The sequence below is a fragment of the Microbulbifer mixtoriginis (SeqCode) genome (genome assembly GCF_052467945.1).
In genome coordinates, this window is the sequence record NZ_CP174328.1 from 1,867,221 (window position 1) to 1,883,817 (window position 16,597).

Here is a 16,597-nt window from a genome sequence, read left to right on the forward strand (position 1 = left end):
CTCTTTCCAATAGAAAAATAGAGTCTCTCTATTCTAAGGACTGACTATTAATAATTCACCTCGGTGATCAGTTCAAAATCCTAATTAGCTACCATTATTACCCGTGATATTTGAGAGTTAAAAATGAAAGCAATGATAGTAAATGCCTTTGGCGGTCCAGATGTATTTGAAGAAGCCGATGTAGTAAAGCCAACAATTAAGGCTGGGCATGTACTGGTAAAGGTTGCAGCAACCAGCGTTAACACCGTCGATACGATGATCCGAGAAATGGGCACGGAACTGCCCTTCTCTCCACCTCTTCCCGCCATCTTAGGCATGGATTTCGCTGGTACGATTGAAGAGGTTGGTGAAGGTGTCAGTGACTATAAGGTTGGCGATGAAGTCTATGGTTGTGCCGGTGGTTTAGCAGATTTGCCGGGCACCCTGGCCGAATATATGATAGCGGATGCCAACCTGATCGCATTAAAGCCCACAAATATAACCATGCGAGAAGCAGCTGCTTTACCACTGGTTGGTATTACCGCGTATGAAGGGCTAAAACGTGCCGGTATTAAAGCGGGTCAGAAAGTCCTTGTTCATGGTGGTTCGGGGGGCGTTGGGCATATTGCCTTGCAATTAGCCCGTCACTTTGGCACCGAGGTCTTTTCAACAGGCGCCGGTGAGCCTCAAATGGCTCTAATCAAAAAGCTCGGTGGAACACCAATCAACTACAAAAAAGAATCGGTCGAGGAATACGTCAAAAAACATACAGATGGCAAAGGCTTTGATATCGTATTCGATTCTGTGGGTGGCGTTAACATGGCAAAATCATTCGAAGCAGCCACACTCAATGGGCAAGTGATATCAACTGTTGCTATGGTTGAGCTTGACTTAACAACGGCCCACCTTAAAGGCCTTTCTTTGCATGTCGTTTTTATGTTGATCCCTATGATTCATAATCAAGGGCGCAAAGACCATGGGACCATTTTAAAAGCCCTTAAATCTATTGTAGAAAAGGGTGATGTCAAACCCGTACTCGACGAATCATCCTTTGGCTATAAGGAGATTGGCAAAGCTCACGCAAGGCTGAGTAGCGGTAAAGCTATGGGCAAAGTTGTCGTCACTGTCGATTGATTTGAGTGCTTATTTCTCGTACTGCGAGGGTCCTCCAACCCTCGTAAAACTAATTTTTCATGTATGGGATCCTCTGAATTATTCCGTGATTCTTCTGGCCTTCAGTGTGGCTCACAACCAAGGCGCGGCTTCGCAGGGATATCTAGACTTTTCACACAGGCAGTGCAGTCTTGGTTACTAGCCACCATTCCCATTTACTTTTCTATTTACTATCAGTAACAGGAAAGAGATGACCAATAGGACCTGAGTGCGATCTTTGGGGGTTTATCATTTTGGGGGTAGAGGGTGGGGGTGGCCGGTATTTGGGGCTCGGAAGGTGAGGTTTTATTGCCGAAATCGCCTCCCCTATTCAATAAGGCTGAGCGACTCACCCAAATACTGGTTTTATCTCAGGCCTAAATTTAAAAGTCGCTTTAAAGGCTAGGAGGAGTAAATGGCGGCTGTACGACAAGCTTGCAGGCAGCTCGATAACTGCTGGGTATGCGGCATAGGCGACTGTCGACGTCACCTTTCTGCCACACCCTGCTAGTTCTCACCCATTCTCTCGATACTACTTTCCACTTTTTCTCCAAACTCACAGTTTTTCTAAGCACAAGCATAGATATTCTGAACTTCACCTCACCTTAACTATAAAGCATAAAGAAATAGCCACCGGAATTAGCGCCAGCAACGCTGCTGGCGCCTTTCTCTAATCTATGGGTGTTCAGAATTGCATCTACCGGAATTGTTGCCCCGATTATTCTGGGAGTATTTCTAGCTTAACTACACATGGAGTAAAATCTTGCAATCCTTTAAATGTATTTACACCAGATTTCTCAACGTACCAAACCCGATAAGTTAAACGCTTTTGATAATCACCAACGACCCCTTCTGAAAGAAGTTTATTGATACATTCACTAGGTGACCTACGCAGGGTAAATAGAATATCATCAATCTTAGCTACAGGCCTTTGAGGACCATTTTTTTCTTTCCAGGAAAACGGGATTTTTCCATACACGACCCTCCCTTCGGCATAATTAACATCCCCTTCTTTCAAAGCTTTACGATGTTTATATATGGTAAAACATTCTGACAACGTAAGAGTCAGGGCAAATAGTGTTAAAAAAACCCACCCTATAAGCAACCACTTAACCGACTCAAATTTCCACAATTCACACTCTCTTTCAAGAATAAATATTTTATATGAAAAAAAACCTAAAACACAAAGTAAGATTAGAGTTATAACCCACCCTGTATAACTATAGCCGACAACGAAAGTCATCGGCTCAAATAAAGATTTACTTAACATTCTCTAAAGCAAAATCCTCATAATTTTCAGTTTTCTTAATTAGAGCCTCATCAAACCATTCGCTGCAAAGATTCTTGGGTGCCTGAACCGTCAACGCATAAAGCGCTTTTTCGAATATTGTACTCTCGCCTCTAGCAGACCTCCAAGCGCGCTGTCTTGTCACGTCAATTCCTGGGGAGAGTTTTCTCAACAAATCCCACTTAGGCTTTGATTGATTATTTTTATCCAGTTCTATGCTCCAACCTGTCGTACCTCCAAAAGTGAAAATATGACCTTCACCAACACTTCCACCTTTTTGATTCAGAATAGGACTATATTCAATAACTCCGACAGGAGAGGCTGTTGAAATTTTAAACATCTTTCCAAGCCTACCAAGAGGTCTACCTGCTACTACTTCCCCTTCCCACTCAGCACTATACACTATTATCTTACCACCTTCTTCGGCGCATCCAGCATAGCCCAAATCAGCGATTACGAGTTTTACTTCAAGCCCAAGTAAAAAACCAGTTGTATTAACTGAGGGCTGAAACTCACATGCTGAGTCCCAGAAAAACTTACCTACGGAATAGTAACCAATTAGATCAGCTAGATTTACTGCGAATTTGTAAACCAGCCCTCCTCAGAAATAACTAAATGAAGCAAACCTAGCTTATTATACTCGTCAAGCCAGTATTCTCATGATTCTCCCACCCCAAATGAAACTAACTTTTCATGTATATAAGAAGTACAAATTAAAAGGACTATTATGAAATAACGTGGCTGTAGTGGTCCAATCCTTCCTAACACTTCGCTAAGATGGTAAAACTACACAGCGATCTGAAGTATGACAATAAAAGTTACACGCCAGCTTTTCAAGACAGAATTCAAGAACGGCGTGGTTTCTAAGTAATGTTTAGACCTTTCGAGAAATCGTAACGCAGAGTGTAAGTCACTCTGCAAACACCCAAGAGCTCACAGCGGTATTGCGGGATCATTCAGAAGCACTCTAGGTTCGGCCAGGTGATTTTTGATGGTCTTTATGTGTAGTGCGTTCTTGGTTCTGGCCTTCATCCCTGATTTCCTTTTTCTCACCATCAGTAAGCTGATAAGTGGGCTTCTTGAAAGGTGGCTATGGGCAAAATTGTAGTTACTATTGACTGACTCTTGAAGAATCCAAAAGCTATGGCCCACTTGTTGGGCCTAAACAAACCATTTAACATCGAACTAGGATCCTAGCTGAGCAATTGCGAGCAAACAAATTTTACTCATCGGGCTTATAACCCGGGTTATATATCGAATATACCCTAACATACGAAAACTTGTTGCTTGGACTTACATCATAAAAAGCACACATCATAAGCCTGAATTTTGAGCCGGCATTATAAGTTATGCCATTCCACTCAAGATCCTCTTTACAGAGGAAATCTATCGGCGCTTCAGAAGCTACAGTTTTTTCATCCGCCAAGAAATGAGTATGACTTAGAATCACCTCCTGCATTTTTTCAGAGACGCCCTCCCAGAAGGCCAGAATCTGGTCGCGTCCAATATTTTTACGGGCTTGGGGAACATACTCAAAAGTTGCACTCTTTTCGTAATACTTACTAAAGAAATCATCCAAGCTGATTCCTCCAGTGAAAGTAGAGTTAAAATCACTAATATACTGCCGATATCTTTTTTCAGTAAACATTTAAATAACCCTTACACTCTCAAACCAAAGGGGGAAGTTAAAATTTCTTAAAATAAAAATTTCAACAGCCATAATAAGAACTAAAAAGCTTTCACTAACATTTACCAAAATTGTGTCAAGTTAAATTGTAGTGGCCAGGTGCAATGACGCCATTTGGATCGAAAACCTTCTTAATATCCCTTGTGACCTGCCAAAAAACATCATCAGGATCAACTACAAGATCCATAAAATCAACAAACAGACGGTTAGGATGGAAGCCGGCCTTGATGAATTCTTCATTAAGCTCCTTTGCCAAGGATCGAGATTCCTCTCGTGCTACTTTATCGGTACGTATAAAGTGCGTTGATATACTGAAATGAGTTGTCTTGTCATCAACAAGGCCAAATGCATAACTTGCTTGAGCCTTACTGTAATGTGTATTTACTTTGCGAACAATTGAGTTTGCCTGCTGAACATATTCAACATTCATGGGCACTGTTGGAAGAATGAAATGCATACCAATGTCAGTGTGATCCGGATTCTCCCATCCTTCAGGAAGTTCCGTTTGAGCCGGCCAATAAATGCTCATAATAGGTCGATCACTTGGCTCACCCAATGCCATACGATAAAAGCCTGCATTACAATGAATAAAAGAGTTCATTTTTTTCCAGCCGACAAGCTTGGAAGCATACAACCCTAAGTTAATCAACCTATCCGTTACATAAAAAGTAATACCCCAAGGACTCAATCTCTTCAATTCTTTTTTTGCTGCTTTTATCTGGTATTTGGTACCACTGATATTTGAAAATATTACACCTGCACCAAATGAGTATCGATTAAGAAATCCCATCAAGCTCTCGCGATCTATATCAACACCCTGCCCTTTAAGATCTTGATACATTACAGGAGCCAGACCATTTTTAACCCGGACATTTTCATAGTAATGAGTAATAGAATTAACCAACCCAAGTTGTTTAATTCCTTTGAGGGCATTGATTGCATCACCCAGGTAACTTTCATCCTTTAAAACCGTCAAAAACATGCACTTTTTTTCAGGCCTTCTCCTCAATTCAATTGTTGCACGAGTTACAACTCCAAAATTTGATTGCAAAAAAATCCGAAGATATGATGGCCCTATTCCTTCCGGGAAGGTATTAGTTGCTTTACAATTTGCATAATGCCCAAATCCCGTCTTAAATATTCTCCCATCCCCTAGAACAACCTCCAGATTAAGAAGTTGCTTATATCGCTCCATATTGTATCCCACCCCTTTGTCTAGAGCGTTGCCTACTATACTTGTATCCTTTGCAGAGCCTGTTGTGTCTGAAAAATACTTTGAGCCAGTCTCGTTGAGGTAATTAAAAAGTTGAAACTGTGTCACTCCCGGCTCAATAACTGCATAGCCAAACTCTTCATTTACTTCGATAATCTTATTCATTCGATGAAGATCAACAAGTATTAGATCACCCTGCGTTGATAATTTTGAACCAAAACCCCAGGACTTTCCGGTACTAAAAGGCTGTATACAAACTTTAAATTTATTTGCATTTAAGACTATCTGTCGAACTTCCTCAGCAGACTCAGGATATAAGATTAAAGGAACATCTACGTTATATGATGTAACATTTTCAATATGCTGTGCTATTTCATCCTGCTCAGATACAACTTGATCAGCCCTAAAAGTTTTTTTTATCTCCAGCAAAAAATCTCTAATCATAACCACTCCACACAGCCCTATACTGGTACAAAATCGCGACATCCTAGTGCTTTACTGGAGATCTACTATTACTCTAAAAGCAAAAGAGCAAACAAATAGACCTAAACCAAATAGCGAAAAGACAAACAAACCTTAGAGTTCATTTAGGTGACAAAAATAGAAGTTAAGCGACAAATCAATATATAAGTCACTTCTACACATATTAGAGTGTAACCCTTCGTGTTGAAGATATTTATAAAGACAATAGTGAGATAGAGTATGTATATAAAGGCGCCCACCTCCTCAGACACCCCCTTGTGGGATCGCCTGATGGGCAACTACACCTTTGCTTGTCTGAAGGTTGCCGCTCAACTTGATATTTACGGTCTGATAGACAAGGGCTACAACACTAGCGACAAGATCTCTCAGGCACTGCAACTTAGTAGCAAGGGTGTTGAGCAATATCTTTTGATTCTTAATCACCTGGGTTATATCAAAATGGAACTGACCCAGTATGAGAACACTGAGCTGGCAAAAAATTATTTAGATAAGAACAGTTTATATTATTGGGGGGAAGTCCTGCTGGACCCCTTTGCTATTTACGATATCAATCATTTGGACAAGAAAATTATAACCAGCCTTAAGCGGGAATATGAATTGGAGTGTAAGGGGCGTTCAGTAACCGATATGTGGCAAAACGATGAAATGGATAATGAATCGGCAGCGGCGTTTACTCATCTAATGCACTCTCAGGGTTTCGCCTCTGCAGTTAAAGCCGCTTCAGACGGTATTTTCAAACAGGTTGATACCTTACTTGATGCTGGTGCCGGCTCAGGGACTATCGCCCTGGCCTTCTGTGAAACATATCCAAATCGCAGTGCTGTACTCTTTGATCTTGCCCCAGTCTGTGAAATTGCCAAGGAGTATGTACAAAAATTTAACAAAACTCGGCAAATAACCATTGCAAAGGGGAACCTATTCAGCCCTGAGTGGCCCACGGGCTTTGACGGCCTCTGCTTTAGCAATGTACTACACGACTGGCAAGAAGCTATCTGTGGATCCTTACTGAGTAAGGCCTTCTCTCTACTGCCCAAAGAGGGTTTTATCTTTATTCATGACATGCTCCTAGATGAGAGCCAGCTTACACCGAGCTTATTTAGCTTCCATCTTTTTATGAATCATGGTTCACGGTTATATTCTGAAAAGGAGCTATACCAAATGCTCACTAAAGCCGGCTTTAAAAATCCGCAAAGCCACAAAGCACTCGGCTATTTCTCAGTCATTTCAGCACAAAAGCCCTAGCTGATGTATTCATAACTATGGACATCCATCCGGCAAGTCAATAAAGAAATGGAAACACGGAGCTCCCCATGACCATCGGACACTTAGATTGGAGCCAGCTGTTACACCATGCCAGATCAATATCTGAACAGGGGGGGCTCAGTGTGCCCCCAAACGCCAACCGGATTGAAGACCTACCTATCAGTGGGCCGAAAGAAATTTTAAAAATCACCAAAGCCTTGGCAAAAACAGAGGGCGCTATATTAATGTCCAGCGGTGGTACCACAGGAAACCCCAAGCTGGCCTATACGCCCTTCCATCAGGCAACACAGAGACTTCTACAACAGTGGAAACCACTTGAGTCTGGCGATGTACTCCTCAACCTTTTCAACCCCGGCCGCCTATGGGGTGCCCACTACTTTATTCAAACTCTCGCCGAAAAAAGCAGAGCTATCACCGCACCTGTAGGTCCCTTTACTCCCAGTGAAGTACGCGCTTGGCTGGAGACATTTCGCAAGATAGAGATTAATGCCCTTGCTGGAGCTCCCACAGGATTAGCGGACTTCGCCCTGGGCATCCTGGATGGCAATTGCAAACTGAACATCAAAACAATTATTTGGATGGCGGAACCCTGGACCGAGAAAAAGTTTAATACAGTGCGTATGGCCTTTCCAAATGCCGGCTTCTGGTGTGACTACGGTTCGGTGGAGACCAACAGCATCGCTGTTAACGGGCCCGAGTGTGATCGGGATACTTACCACCTTTTAGCGGATCAATTGATTGAACCCGACGATCACGGGGCCCTACTCACACGTATTGGCGATGGCTGGACAGTACCAGTTATACGCTATCGGTTAGGGGATTTGATTCGGCAAGCCACTTGCCCATGTGGTCAGCCAAATGCATTGCTGATTGAGGGGCGCGCGGACGATGATGTGAGTCTTTGTAGTGCGATTTTTAGCGTTAGGAACATACTTGCTATCGCTAGAGAAGAGGATGGTGTTGAGGAGGCGCAGCTGATTCTCACAAAAAGCGGGGAAACACGTAAATCTGCAAGCGAACTTACTTTAGCTTATACCGGTATTACAGAATCCGACATAGTTCGAAAACGAATTCTAGCTGAGATTCATAACTTGGCATCTGTAGTCCAGCAATACCCTGGAGCCTTTAGCACAAAACGGGTTGAAAGGCTGATGAGGGTCAAAAGAACTAACAAGGTGCCGCCTATCATTCAGGCAGACGATATCAATTTGTAGATTTCAGTCAAGCACTAAAGATACAGCATAGGAAACATAGAAATGAAGTCCATAGCTAATTTGTCAGTGCTATTCTCAACCCTACTGTTACACCCTATACGTGCTGTATGTTCTCAAATGATTGCTAACTTTATAGAAAGCTCTAAATGCTTCCCATTTGATGACATAATAACCATTGAAAGAATTATAAAACATGGATTTAAGAAAGATAAATATTGCTTTGTAAAGGATGACATCTGTATAAGCTATTATCATGCCCCCCCTTTAATAGATCAAAATTTACAATACTCTGTTACATTTGAAGCAAATGGCAGTGAAAGTACTGCCAGCATGAATTTGAATAAGAGTTCTTTAACAAGGATATATTCCGGAACGGTGATATTATTACACGGATTTCGGGTATCCAAAGAATTCATGTTGAACTCGGCAATATATTTTCGTTTCTTAGGTTATCATGTTGTTGTTCCAGATCTCCTCGGCCATGGTGAATCAGGTGGGATTAAAAAATATGGAGTTTATGATAGCAAACTCATCAACCCTTTTATTAACAACCTCATTGAAGCAGATATTATTAAGAAGGATAATTTTTATATTGTTGGGAACTCAATGGGTGCCTTAACCGCTACCTATATCTCAAATTTGAGAACGGATATCAGTGGAGTTATTTTATTAGCCCCAATGCCGCAATTTGATCAAGCCTTATATAATCACTCTAAAGTCACACATCCAATACTTAGCAAAATCATTCCGGAACAAGATATTCGCAAAGGCGCCAGTTTAGTCTTGGAAAAAAATAATATTAACCTGGAGGATACAAATATAATCCCCCTTATCCAATCATCTAAAACTCCAATACTTTTAATATCCTCAGATACCGATCGAATCGCTCCTTACTCAGATTACAAAAGCTTAAGCCAAGATAATATTGACTTAGTCAAGATTCACAATAGGAACCATCAAAGTATGACTACAATTGGAGATGACGAACATATCTCGATTATTAGATGGCTCAATAAAACTGAAAAGGAATAATACTAAATTTACACACCCTATTTATACCCGAATTAATAAATCATCTCACCAACCAATATAACAGTCACGTCCCTGGGACCTTAGGGATATTAGCTCTTAGTGCACGATAGATTTCAAAAATTATACCGCTATATAAAAATGGCAATACAGGCATAGACTGGTGCTGGCGATTCAGCCTATTAAGGCCCCGGTGAATGATACAAGTTCATGAACGCTGTAAGCCTGGAAACAAAAACCCTTGATCACTATCGAACTTATAGTCTGGATGCTCCCAGGCGATCATCTTACCCGGATTGAGTAGCCCCTTGGGGTCTGTCTGCCTTTTAAATGCAAGCAGCACCGGGTCAATTTGCTTCATCCCCCCTTCTTCCAGAGTGAATCGGTGCGGATTGAAAATCGTACACCCGAGCGCTTCATGCCGTTTGATAATTTCATCAAGCCGGGTTTTATCCGTGAAGCGAACAAAGGGTAGACCAATGGGAACTAGGCGTCCATTGTAGCGAATAAACTCCAGATGGCCGGGCAACTCTTCAGCGTATATGCTCTGCAACTTGCCGACGGTCTCAAGTGGGTTCACATCAGGATAACGGACCTGAAGATAGGTAATCGATGGGTCAACGCTTAGGCCACGCAAGGTTGTGTGGTTCCAGGTGAGTTCATAAGCCGGCGGTAAATGCGTGATATCTTCAGCGGTTGCCCTATCGGAGCGGTACAACATCTCAGCACCCGGCGATCGGCTCAGGAGCCCATCCAATGCCCCCATGGCAAACGCTGCCACCATGAGAACAACAACGGACTGTTCCTTGCGGATAAATTTTTTGTGCCGTAAGAAATAGTCATGGGGCAACGGCGCTTCAATCGTAGCGATATCTTTTGTCAAAAGGCCATCCATGTTGGCAAGCTCTTCAGAAAAACGGATCGCATTTATAAAATCATCAAACCCGACGAGCACATCGATCCAGTCATAAGCTTCTGTCAGCGGTACTTCGATCTCGGTGATGATGCCTGTTGTACCGTAAGCGTGTATAGCCTTTTGTACATCGCTTCCTGTCAGCTCCAGAACCTGCGGCTCCGCCTCCATGGTTACCATCCGCAGACGGATGACGTTACCTAGATCCCTGAGCCCCCCCCAATTCACCGAGCCGACCCCCGCAGCCCCCCCTGCAAGGAATCCTCCGATGGTCGCGATACGGTAGGTGGAGGGATGTATGCGGAGCGCATGACCGGTCCGGGATATCGTCTGCGCATCGATATCCGCCATAACGGCTCCAGGCTCGGTAACAACAACGCTTGGTTTAATATCCTTGACAGCATCCATTTCCGACAAATCCAGGACAACGCCACCGGAAAGTGGCATGGCCTGACCATAATTGCCGGTACCCGCCCCCCGAGCTGTCACCGGAATGTCCTCGGCGTAGCACACTTTTAGAACGCGAATAACCTCGTCAACATTTTTCGGGCTGACAAGCAGATCACCGGTCACACCATCAAGTTGCTCCTTGAGGATCGGGGAATACCAAAAGAAATCCCGGCTCTTTTTTCTCACTATCCGTGGATCATCCTCGACCTTGATACCGTCGAGATTCGCTTTCAAAGCGGAGATGTCAGTCATGGGCGTTGCCCTCCCATGTGCATGTGATGATCCAGTTCGCGGAAATCCGGCAAGTCCTTGTCAATGCTGTACCCTGCGCGCAGCACATGCCGTGGACCATTTGGGCGTGAAAGGAGTTCATTCCAATTGCGCGCACGAAAGAGAAGCAGATCTGCCGACTCACCGGCCCCAATCCAGCCGGCAGAAACCCCCATTATATCCGCCGGCGTGGTCGTTATTGACCGAACCCAGTCTCCAACCGGATGGTCCAGATGCAGAGTGCGAGTCGCCTGAGCGTAGACTTCAATCAGATCGAGGTCACCGTAGGCGCAAAAGGGGTCCCGTGTATTATCCGAAGCAACAACAACATCTATTCCACGGGAACGCATTTCATGCAACAACGTGACACCCCGGCGGCGCGGAGTCCGGCCCATTACCCGGTCCTGAAGATAAAGATTGCTCACCGGCAGAGTCACGACCGCAATCCCCGCCTTAGCCACCAGGTCCAGCGTACGGTCTACCTCGTCATCAGGCTGTACCGATAAAGTACAGCAGTGCCCGCACACAATTTTCCCCTGAAAGCCCAGGCGCAGAGCTGTTTCCGCGATGTGGCGCAAGGTCATTCCGGATGGGTCGAGCGTCTCATCGACATGAAAGTCGAGGTCCAACGCATGCTCCATAGCCGCGCGGAACATCGCTTCAAGATACCGATCTAGATCGGGCACCATGTAAGTCGCTGCTCCCAAGATGCCCCCGGCAGCCTGCACCCTAGACGCAATGCGCCCCAAATATTGATCGTCAGCGGCAAGGCGATGGATGCCGAACAAACACACACCCTGAAGTTCGACTCGGCCCGCCCATTCGGTGCGAATCTCGCAAAAGAGCGGCCAGGTGATTTCATCTTGCAGCGGCGAACTATCCAGGTGCGTCCGGATGACGGCCGTGCCATGGGTATAGGCACAACGCAGCCCAAATTCCATACGCACCCGAACATCCTCTGCTGACCAATTTTTACTCCGATCCCTGTCAACCGCCTGCATCGCCCCCGTGAAAGAGCCGTCGGGATTGGGTGCACGCGGCCAGATATGCCCTTTATCCAGATGGGTATGCAGATCGACAAGTGCCGGTAAGACCAATCCGTTATCCAGGTCGAGCCCACCTGACGCCTCTGGCAGATTGGCCGCCGGAGCAACTTCTATCAGCGTCCCGTTACGAAAGACCAAATCGCAGGAAACAAGATCCGATGGCTCAGAATTGCCAGGGTCACGCAAGACACAGGCAGGGATCGTTGCATTTCTTATAGTGCCAGTGCCTTTGAAACTGGAGCCCCAACTTGCCTGCATCTACACCTCCCGTTCCAATGCGCCCACACACCATTTGCGTAATAGCTGGTGAGAAAAGAGATTGAAAGACAGAGATACCAAAATGCCCACATGAACACGACTGCATCTATCAAATACTGGCCGCCAGCGATCTGCTATTCGCCCAGGAGATGCTGTAAGGACACGCTTGATTGTCTTGCAGGCTAAGTCACCGGCCGATTTGCCTCACCAGCAGCTTGCACCCGTAGTTAAAACCGGCGCTATTTGCGTGATGTTGCACATCTTTGATTGTAGCCGGCTCTCTGCTTCTGCGATTTGGATATCTGATTAGTTTGAGCTGCTTTTTCTTCTCTGAGCCTTAACACTTGTCACTGCCCTAGCTGACGTGTCCTTTCAATATTCAAATGAGACTAACTAAGCTCCCCTACCGACAGTCTGGAGCGACTTCGCCCTAAGGATCGGTGGAAGCTTCAGATAGGTTAGTGCCCGCCAAAACCACTCTAAAGGCCCCATACGGAAAACTTTCAGCCACAAATCAGAATAAGCGAGCTGAAATAGGACAAGACCAATACAAACACCAACAACTTCTACTCTTGTCAGCGCACCATATAGCCCCATTCCAAAGCCATAAAATATAAACACACCAATCAAAGACTGAGCGAGGTAATTGGTAAATGCCATTCGGCCAACCTGTTGTATTTTATTCTTAATCCACAGATGTGTATTACTCTGATACCAGAGACAGGCCAGGCCAACATAGCCAATACTGGTGAAGGTAGCCCCTACCAGATTAAATGCATCGCCATATAAGAAGTAGTGATTAATATTCCAATCATTGCTGTAGTTCCAAACCAAACCCAATGCGGTAAGGATCAAACCAATGGGTGTTGCGACAACAGCCATCTTTTTATAAGTCTTAAAACTAGCCTCACCACGTAAGATACCAACTTTATAGAGCCCCATACCTATTAGTATCATCGCGGCGATTTTCAAAATAAACGACAAGCTGAAAAATAGCATCACAATATTCGCCTCCATATCTGCATCGCTATCTTCAGCTGCGAATCGGTGATTGACCAACTCCCAGAAACCACCTGTATAGGCTGCAACGTCCCTTTGAATTTGTGCTGTATCAGGTGCGAAGATATCTGAGACTATATATTTAGCTTCCCCACTGAGCCCGGATAACACAACACCGGTATAGTTTGAGACCAGTACAGCGCCCATTAAACTCAAAGTTCCTAGCGTAATGAGCCAACTTCCACGCAGCCCACGGAATATATAAAGCACCATAGCAACTAGCGCATATACTGTCAGTATGTCGCCCTCCCAGATATAGATCGCATGGAGCAAGCCTATAACCAGTAGCCAAAAGTTGCGGCTGTAATGAATCTTAGCGGCAGATTTTTGCTGGTTTAAACGCTTCTCAGCAAGAAGGACAATACCCGCTCCAAAAAGCATGGCAAAAAGTCCCATAAACTTTTGATCGGCAAATATATGTAAGAAAATAAAAATCAGATCATTAAGTGGTCCATCTGCCAGATACGCTTTAGGGTTCAAATAGGCAGCCATGGGCATGGAAAAACTAACCATATTCATAAAAGGAATACCCAATATGGCAATCCCTCTCAACAAATCTAACTGTGAAATCCGGGCTGACATGCAAATCCTTTTAAGCAAAAATAGAGCAGATTAATGCCAGTGTAGGTTTGACACAAGATTGAACCACTTAAAAGTATTATTCTTTTATTGACCAGACGTACCAACTTAAAAAATTAGCCGGTTAACACTCCTTTTTAGGACGATTGGACCAATAGTTTTTTTAGATCGGTTAGAAAATATATTTAAATCTGTCGAGCGCGCGTCACCATAATACAAAAATTGCCACTTCTGCTGTCCATATAAGACCTTGGATAACACAATCTCATCAATGGCAATTTATATAACGATTAGACTATCACCACAGACTTAAAAATTGTCCGCTTCTATTATTAATGTAAAGGATATTTAATCTCCTTAGCCATCCCCCACATCTTATAGTCTGCCGGCATTTCAGAGAGGTAATTTAGAGTGTTATAGATCAGGCTCTTCTCCATTTGGTCTATTCCCAAAGATTTACTCCACCCCTCAGCTGCCAATCGATAGCTCATTACAATCAGAAGAAACTTCTGCTCATTCGATAGCCCACTGCCATGCCCATTAATTAAGAGGTGCATGGAGACAAGGTCATAATCCAGATCAAACTTAGATTCATTGACCTGGATATTAATTTGCGCTGATCGCCCAGACACTGATGATCCACGAGCAACTATCTGCATCTCGTCTAGAAAAAAAGATACATGGGCGTTATCTTTATCAGAACTATTCACATAGCGCCCTCTTAACGCCAGTTCCCGAATCTGCCTTTTACTAATTTCACCCCGGAGCCATAAGTTGGTCATTTTTGTAAGGGGGCCGTAGGATTCAGCGGCGGGGGTGTTTTCTTCTGCCGCAAGAGGCAATGAAATGAGAAGTACGACAAGACAAATACAGATCCTTGTTACAGCCATTGCTACTACCACTCAAAATCAAGAATTGACCACATAAGCGACACAAGGCGTTATCGCTATTAATGAGTATATTCAATGATTGGTATACGAACATTGCTTTGGGGCGCAACGACACTCATTGATGGCTTTATCGGTCGGGGGGTTAAATTCCACATTAATTTGAGTTCTATCGGCTCGCCTTCTCTCTTTGTGTCTCTGCAATGACTCTTTCGTTGATGCATGAAATCCTCCAGAGAGAAAATACCCCATGAATATGTCAACCTTCTCATCCAGGCTAAAACTACCCTTCCCCAGACCTATCCGGGAGTTAACTTTCGACAAACTGTAAGTCAATAAAATATCTTGACCATCACGATCGAACAGGTTAAACAGGCCTATCGCCCAATCGGTTTCCAATACATGTGAGAGCGTGTAAAACTTATCCACAAATTCTAAATAGATTAAGGAAAAGTCTTCACCTCCTTGAAGAAATCTACTTACGTAAGTGGACTCCTCCTCCCGTAAAAAATCCAACGCTGCCTGGATTGTTATTTCCTGAATATCATTGGCAAGGATATAGCCAGTGAGTCTATTGACTTCAACCACCGTCATGCCAAGTTCATAAAGTTTAGCCTGGTGTTCAGGCAGGCCTCGCCAAGAGGATAGCGGCATTAGCAACCGGTATGCGGTCATCCACTCAGGATGTTCTTTTAAATTCACCTCATACCAAGTCGGGCTCTTTTTTTCAAGGCCGTGCTTTTGGAGGAAAGACAAGTCTTCACCGTCATAACTCGCTTGGCGAACTGCTTTCATTCGCAGCCAAGCTGTCAAATTCCGTTCCCTACTCAGTATCCAGTCGCTATCAATTTTCTTATTGAGATCATTCGCCGTAGCATGCAATATCTGTAAGGCATCTTGATTAGAGCTAGCGACAGCCGAAGTAGTAAAGATGATGCTCATTAAAGAAATCAACAATAAGGCGGCATTTGGAAGGAATGGCATTGGGGAACCTTAGGTCGCTTTCGATAGCTATATGTGACTTGGCCCATTATTCAGAGGGGCACAGCTTAATTATCGCTTGGAAGCCTGCCTCGAAGAGAAAATGGATGTCGGAATTCCCACCATAGGGTTCATGGGAAATTGCTGAGCCTCGTTTATATTTTCATTGCCTGGAGAAACTTGAGAACACCAGCCAGTCACGCGGTGAAGGTAATCTTTGTCGGGTGGCCGATCTCTGGTGTATGATTTATTAGTAATGAAGCACTACTCTTCCACATTTCGCGCCAAACTGATTGCTATGGCGGCCTTGCTCCTGCTGATGTTCCAGGTGCAAACTGTGCTTGCCTGCGAAATGATGGAGAGCCCTGAGCCAGCCGCGGAGTGCTGTTGTGACCACATGGTTACTAGCTCAGACCCCGATGAGGTCGACTGCTGTGAATACGATGCCCAGGTTTCCCTCAAGACCTCCCTGGATGATCACGAAGTCGCCTTAACCGCTGCCTTCCTTGGCCTGGAACTTCCTCAACTAGCACCACCGCCCACTTACCAGTGGCCGCAAATATTAGCCCCACCGCTGCTCAAGGCGGTTACACCCTTCCAACTAGCCTCCACCTTCCCCGGCAATCGAACTTGGTTAGCCACTCTACGCCTGCGTATTTGATCACTCCCTCTCTCTGATTTGCGAAATTTCCCGCAGCATCATTCAACTTTTGTCATTGCTGCTGTTGGGCTTCAGAAAGATTGTTCTAGGAGTGAACCCTTTGATTTCCCTACAAGCCGTTGCTGCCCGTAGCAGCAAAGAAATGGGCAGTGCCTTTGATTTCCAACTTGGCACCCCACACAGCA

The 16,597-nt window shown here is 44.4% G+C and carries 14 protein-coding genes; 5 read left to right on the forward strand and 9 right to left on the reverse strand.

What is annotated here, in order from left to right; all coding sequences use genetic code 11:
- Positions 1 to 123: 123 nt before the first annotated feature.
- A complete protein-coding gene (locus ACJJIJ_RS08180; RefSeq protein WP_444939234.1) occupies positions 124 to 1,113 on the forward strand; it encodes a zinc-dependent alcohol dehydrogenase family protein in 990 nt (329 codons plus the stop codon).
- A 736-nt stretch (positions 1,114 to 1,849) separates the two neighbouring features.
- Here the strand turns inward: ACJJIJ_RS08180 and ACJJIJ_RS08185 are convergent.
- From ACJJIJ_RS08185 to ACJJIJ_RS08200, 4 genes are all read right to left on the reverse strand, one after another.
- Positions 1,850 to 2,401, reverse strand: coding sequence for a hypothetical protein (locus ACJJIJ_RS08185; RefSeq protein ID WP_444939235.1), 552 nt, complete (start codon positions 2,399 to 2,401; stop codon positions 1,850 to 1,852).
- Positions 2,391 to 2,822 (reverse strand): hypothetical protein, encoded by a 432-nt coding sequence (locus ACJJIJ_RS08190; RefSeq protein WP_444939236.1) that lies wholly within the window; start codon positions 2,820 to 2,822, stop codon positions 2,391 to 2,393. Before ACJJIJ_RS08190 ends, ACJJIJ_RS08185 begins: the two co-directional genes overlap by 11 nt.
- A gap of 819 nt (positions 2,823 to 3,641) precedes the next feature.
- Positions 3,642 to 4,067, reverse strand: coding sequence for a nuclear transport factor 2-like protein (locus tag ACJJIJ_RS08195; RefSeq protein WP_444939237.1), 426 nt, complete (start codon positions 4,065 to 4,067; stop codon positions 3,642 to 3,644).
- A 115-nt stretch (positions 4,068 to 4,182) separates the two neighbouring features.
- On the reverse strand, positions 4,183 to 5,763 hold the full coding sequence (locus ACJJIJ_RS08200) for an FAD-binding oxidoreductase (protein ID WP_444939238.1): 1,581 nt from the start codon (positions 5,761 to 5,763) through the stop codon (positions 4,183 to 4,185).
- A 258-nt stretch (positions 5,764 to 6,021) separates the two neighbouring features.
- Here ACJJIJ_RS08200 and ACJJIJ_RS08205 point away from each other — a divergent pair, with 258 nt between their 5' ends.
- The 3 genes from ACJJIJ_RS08205 to ACJJIJ_RS08215 all read left to right on the forward strand — a co-directional run bounded on the left by ACJJIJ_RS08205 (position 6,022) and on the right by ACJJIJ_RS08215 (position 9,311).
- Positions 6,022 to 7,044, forward strand: coding sequence for a methyltransferase (locus ACJJIJ_RS08205; protein ID WP_444939239.1), 1,023 nt, complete (start codon positions 6,022 to 6,024; stop codon positions 7,042 to 7,044).
- Between the two features lie 68 nt (positions 7,045 to 7,112).
- A complete protein-coding gene (locus ACJJIJ_RS08210) occupies positions 7,113 to 8,279 on the forward strand; it encodes an AMP-binding protein (protein WP_444939240.1) in 1,167 nt (388 codons plus the stop codon).
- A gap of 42 nt (positions 8,280 to 8,321) precedes the next feature.
- Positions 8,322 to 9,311 (forward strand): alpha/beta hydrolase, encoded by a 990-nt coding sequence (locus tag ACJJIJ_RS08215; protein WP_444939241.1) that lies wholly within the window; start codon positions 8,322 to 8,324, stop codon positions 9,309 to 9,311.
- A gap of 205 nt (positions 9,312 to 9,516) precedes the next feature.
- Here ACJJIJ_RS08215 and ACJJIJ_RS08220 read toward each other — a convergent pair whose 3' ends face one another.
- The 5 genes from ACJJIJ_RS08220 to ACJJIJ_RS08240 form a co-directional block, all read right to left on the reverse strand.
- On the reverse strand, positions 9,517 to 10,923 hold the full coding sequence (locus ACJJIJ_RS08220) for an FAD-binding oxidoreductase (protein ID WP_444939242.1): 1,407 nt from the start codon (positions 10,921 to 10,923) through the stop codon (positions 9,517 to 9,519).
- Positions 10,920 to 12,245, reverse strand: a complete 1,326-nt coding sequence (locus ACJJIJ_RS08225) for a cytosine deaminase (RefSeq protein WP_444939243.1) — start codon at positions 12,243 to 12,245, stop codon at positions 10,920 to 10,922. Before ACJJIJ_RS08225 ends, ACJJIJ_RS08220 begins: the two co-directional genes overlap by 4 nt.
- 393 nt (positions 12,246 to 12,638) lie before the next feature.
- Positions 12,639 to 13,886 carry a DUF418 domain-containing protein gene (locus ACJJIJ_RS08230; protein WP_444939244.1) on the reverse strand — a complete coding sequence of 416 codons (1,248 nt, stop codon included), beginning with the start codon at positions 13,884 to 13,886 and terminating at the stop codon, positions 12,639 to 12,641.
- A gap of 329 nt (positions 13,887 to 14,215) precedes the next feature.
- The gene (locus tag ACJJIJ_RS08235; protein ID WP_252081718.1) at positions 14,216 to 14,773 is read right to left on the reverse strand and encodes a hypothetical protein; all 558 of its coding nucleotides are present in this window, start codon (positions 14,771 to 14,773) and stop codon (positions 14,216 to 14,218) included.
- Positions 14,774 to 14,845: 72 nt separating this feature from the next.
- Positions 14,846 to 15,754, reverse strand: coding sequence for a hypothetical protein (locus ACJJIJ_RS08240; RefSeq protein ID WP_444939245.1), 909 nt, complete (start codon positions 15,752 to 15,754; stop codon positions 14,846 to 14,848).
- 253 nt (positions 15,755 to 16,007) lie between these two features.
- Between ACJJIJ_RS08240 and ACJJIJ_RS08245 the strand changes: the two genes are divergently transcribed.
- Complete coding sequence (locus tag ACJJIJ_RS08245) at positions 16,008 to 16,412, forward strand: hypothetical protein (RefSeq protein WP_444939246.1); 405 nt, start codon at positions 16,008 to 16,010, stop codon at positions 16,410 to 16,412.
- Positions 16,413 to 16,597 lie beyond the last annotated feature (185 nt).

Coding starts and splice junctions, on each gene's coding strand:
- ACJJIJ_RS08195 (WP_444939237.1), bottom strand. CDS start 4,067: ATGTTTACTGAAAAAAGATATCGGCAGTATATTAGTGATTTTAACTCT.
- ACJJIJ_RS08245 (WP_444939246.1), top strand. CDS start 16,008: ATGAAGCACTACTCTTCCACATTTCGCGCCAAACTGATTGCTATGGCG.
- ACJJIJ_RS08185 (WP_444939235.1), bottom strand. CDS start 2,401: ATGTTAAGTAAATCTTTATTTGAGCCGATGACTTTCGTTGTCGGCTAT.
- ACJJIJ_RS08240 (WP_444939245.1), bottom strand. CDS start 15,754: ATGCCATTCCTTCCAAATGCCGCCTTATTGTTGATTTCTTTAATGAGC.
- ACJJIJ_RS08210 (WP_444939240.1), top strand. CDS start 7,113: ATGACCATCGGACACTTAGATTGGAGCCAGCTGTTACACCATGCCAGA.
- ACJJIJ_RS08225 (WP_444939243.1), bottom strand. CDS start 12,245: ATGCAGGCAAGTTGGGGCTCCAGTTTCAAAGGCACTGGCACTATAAGA.
- ACJJIJ_RS08215 (WP_444939241.1), top strand. CDS start 8,322: ATGAAGTCCATAGCTAATTTGTCAGTGCTATTCTCAACCCTACTGTTA.
- ACJJIJ_RS08205 (WP_444939239.1), top strand. CDS start 6,022: ATGTATATAAAGGCGCCCACCTCCTCAGACACCCCCTTGTGGGATCGC.
- ACJJIJ_RS08220 (WP_444939242.1), bottom strand. CDS start 10,923: ATGACTGACATCTCCGCTTTGAAAGCGAATCTCGACGGTATCAAGGTC.
- ACJJIJ_RS08235 (WP_252081718.1), bottom strand. CDS start 14,773: ATGGCTGTAACAAGGATCTGTATTTGTCTTGTCGTACTTCTCATTTCA.
- ACJJIJ_RS08180 (WP_444939234.1), top strand. CDS start 124: ATGAAAGCAATGATAGTAAATGCCTTTGGCGGTCCAGATGTATTTGAA.
- ACJJIJ_RS08200 (WP_444939238.1), bottom strand. CDS start 5,763: ATGATTAGAGATTTTTTGCTGGAGATAAAAAAAACTTTTAGGGCTGAT.
- ACJJIJ_RS08230 (WP_444939244.1), bottom strand. CDS start 13,886: ATGTCAGCCCGGATTTCACAGTTAGATTTGTTGAGAGGGATTGCCATA.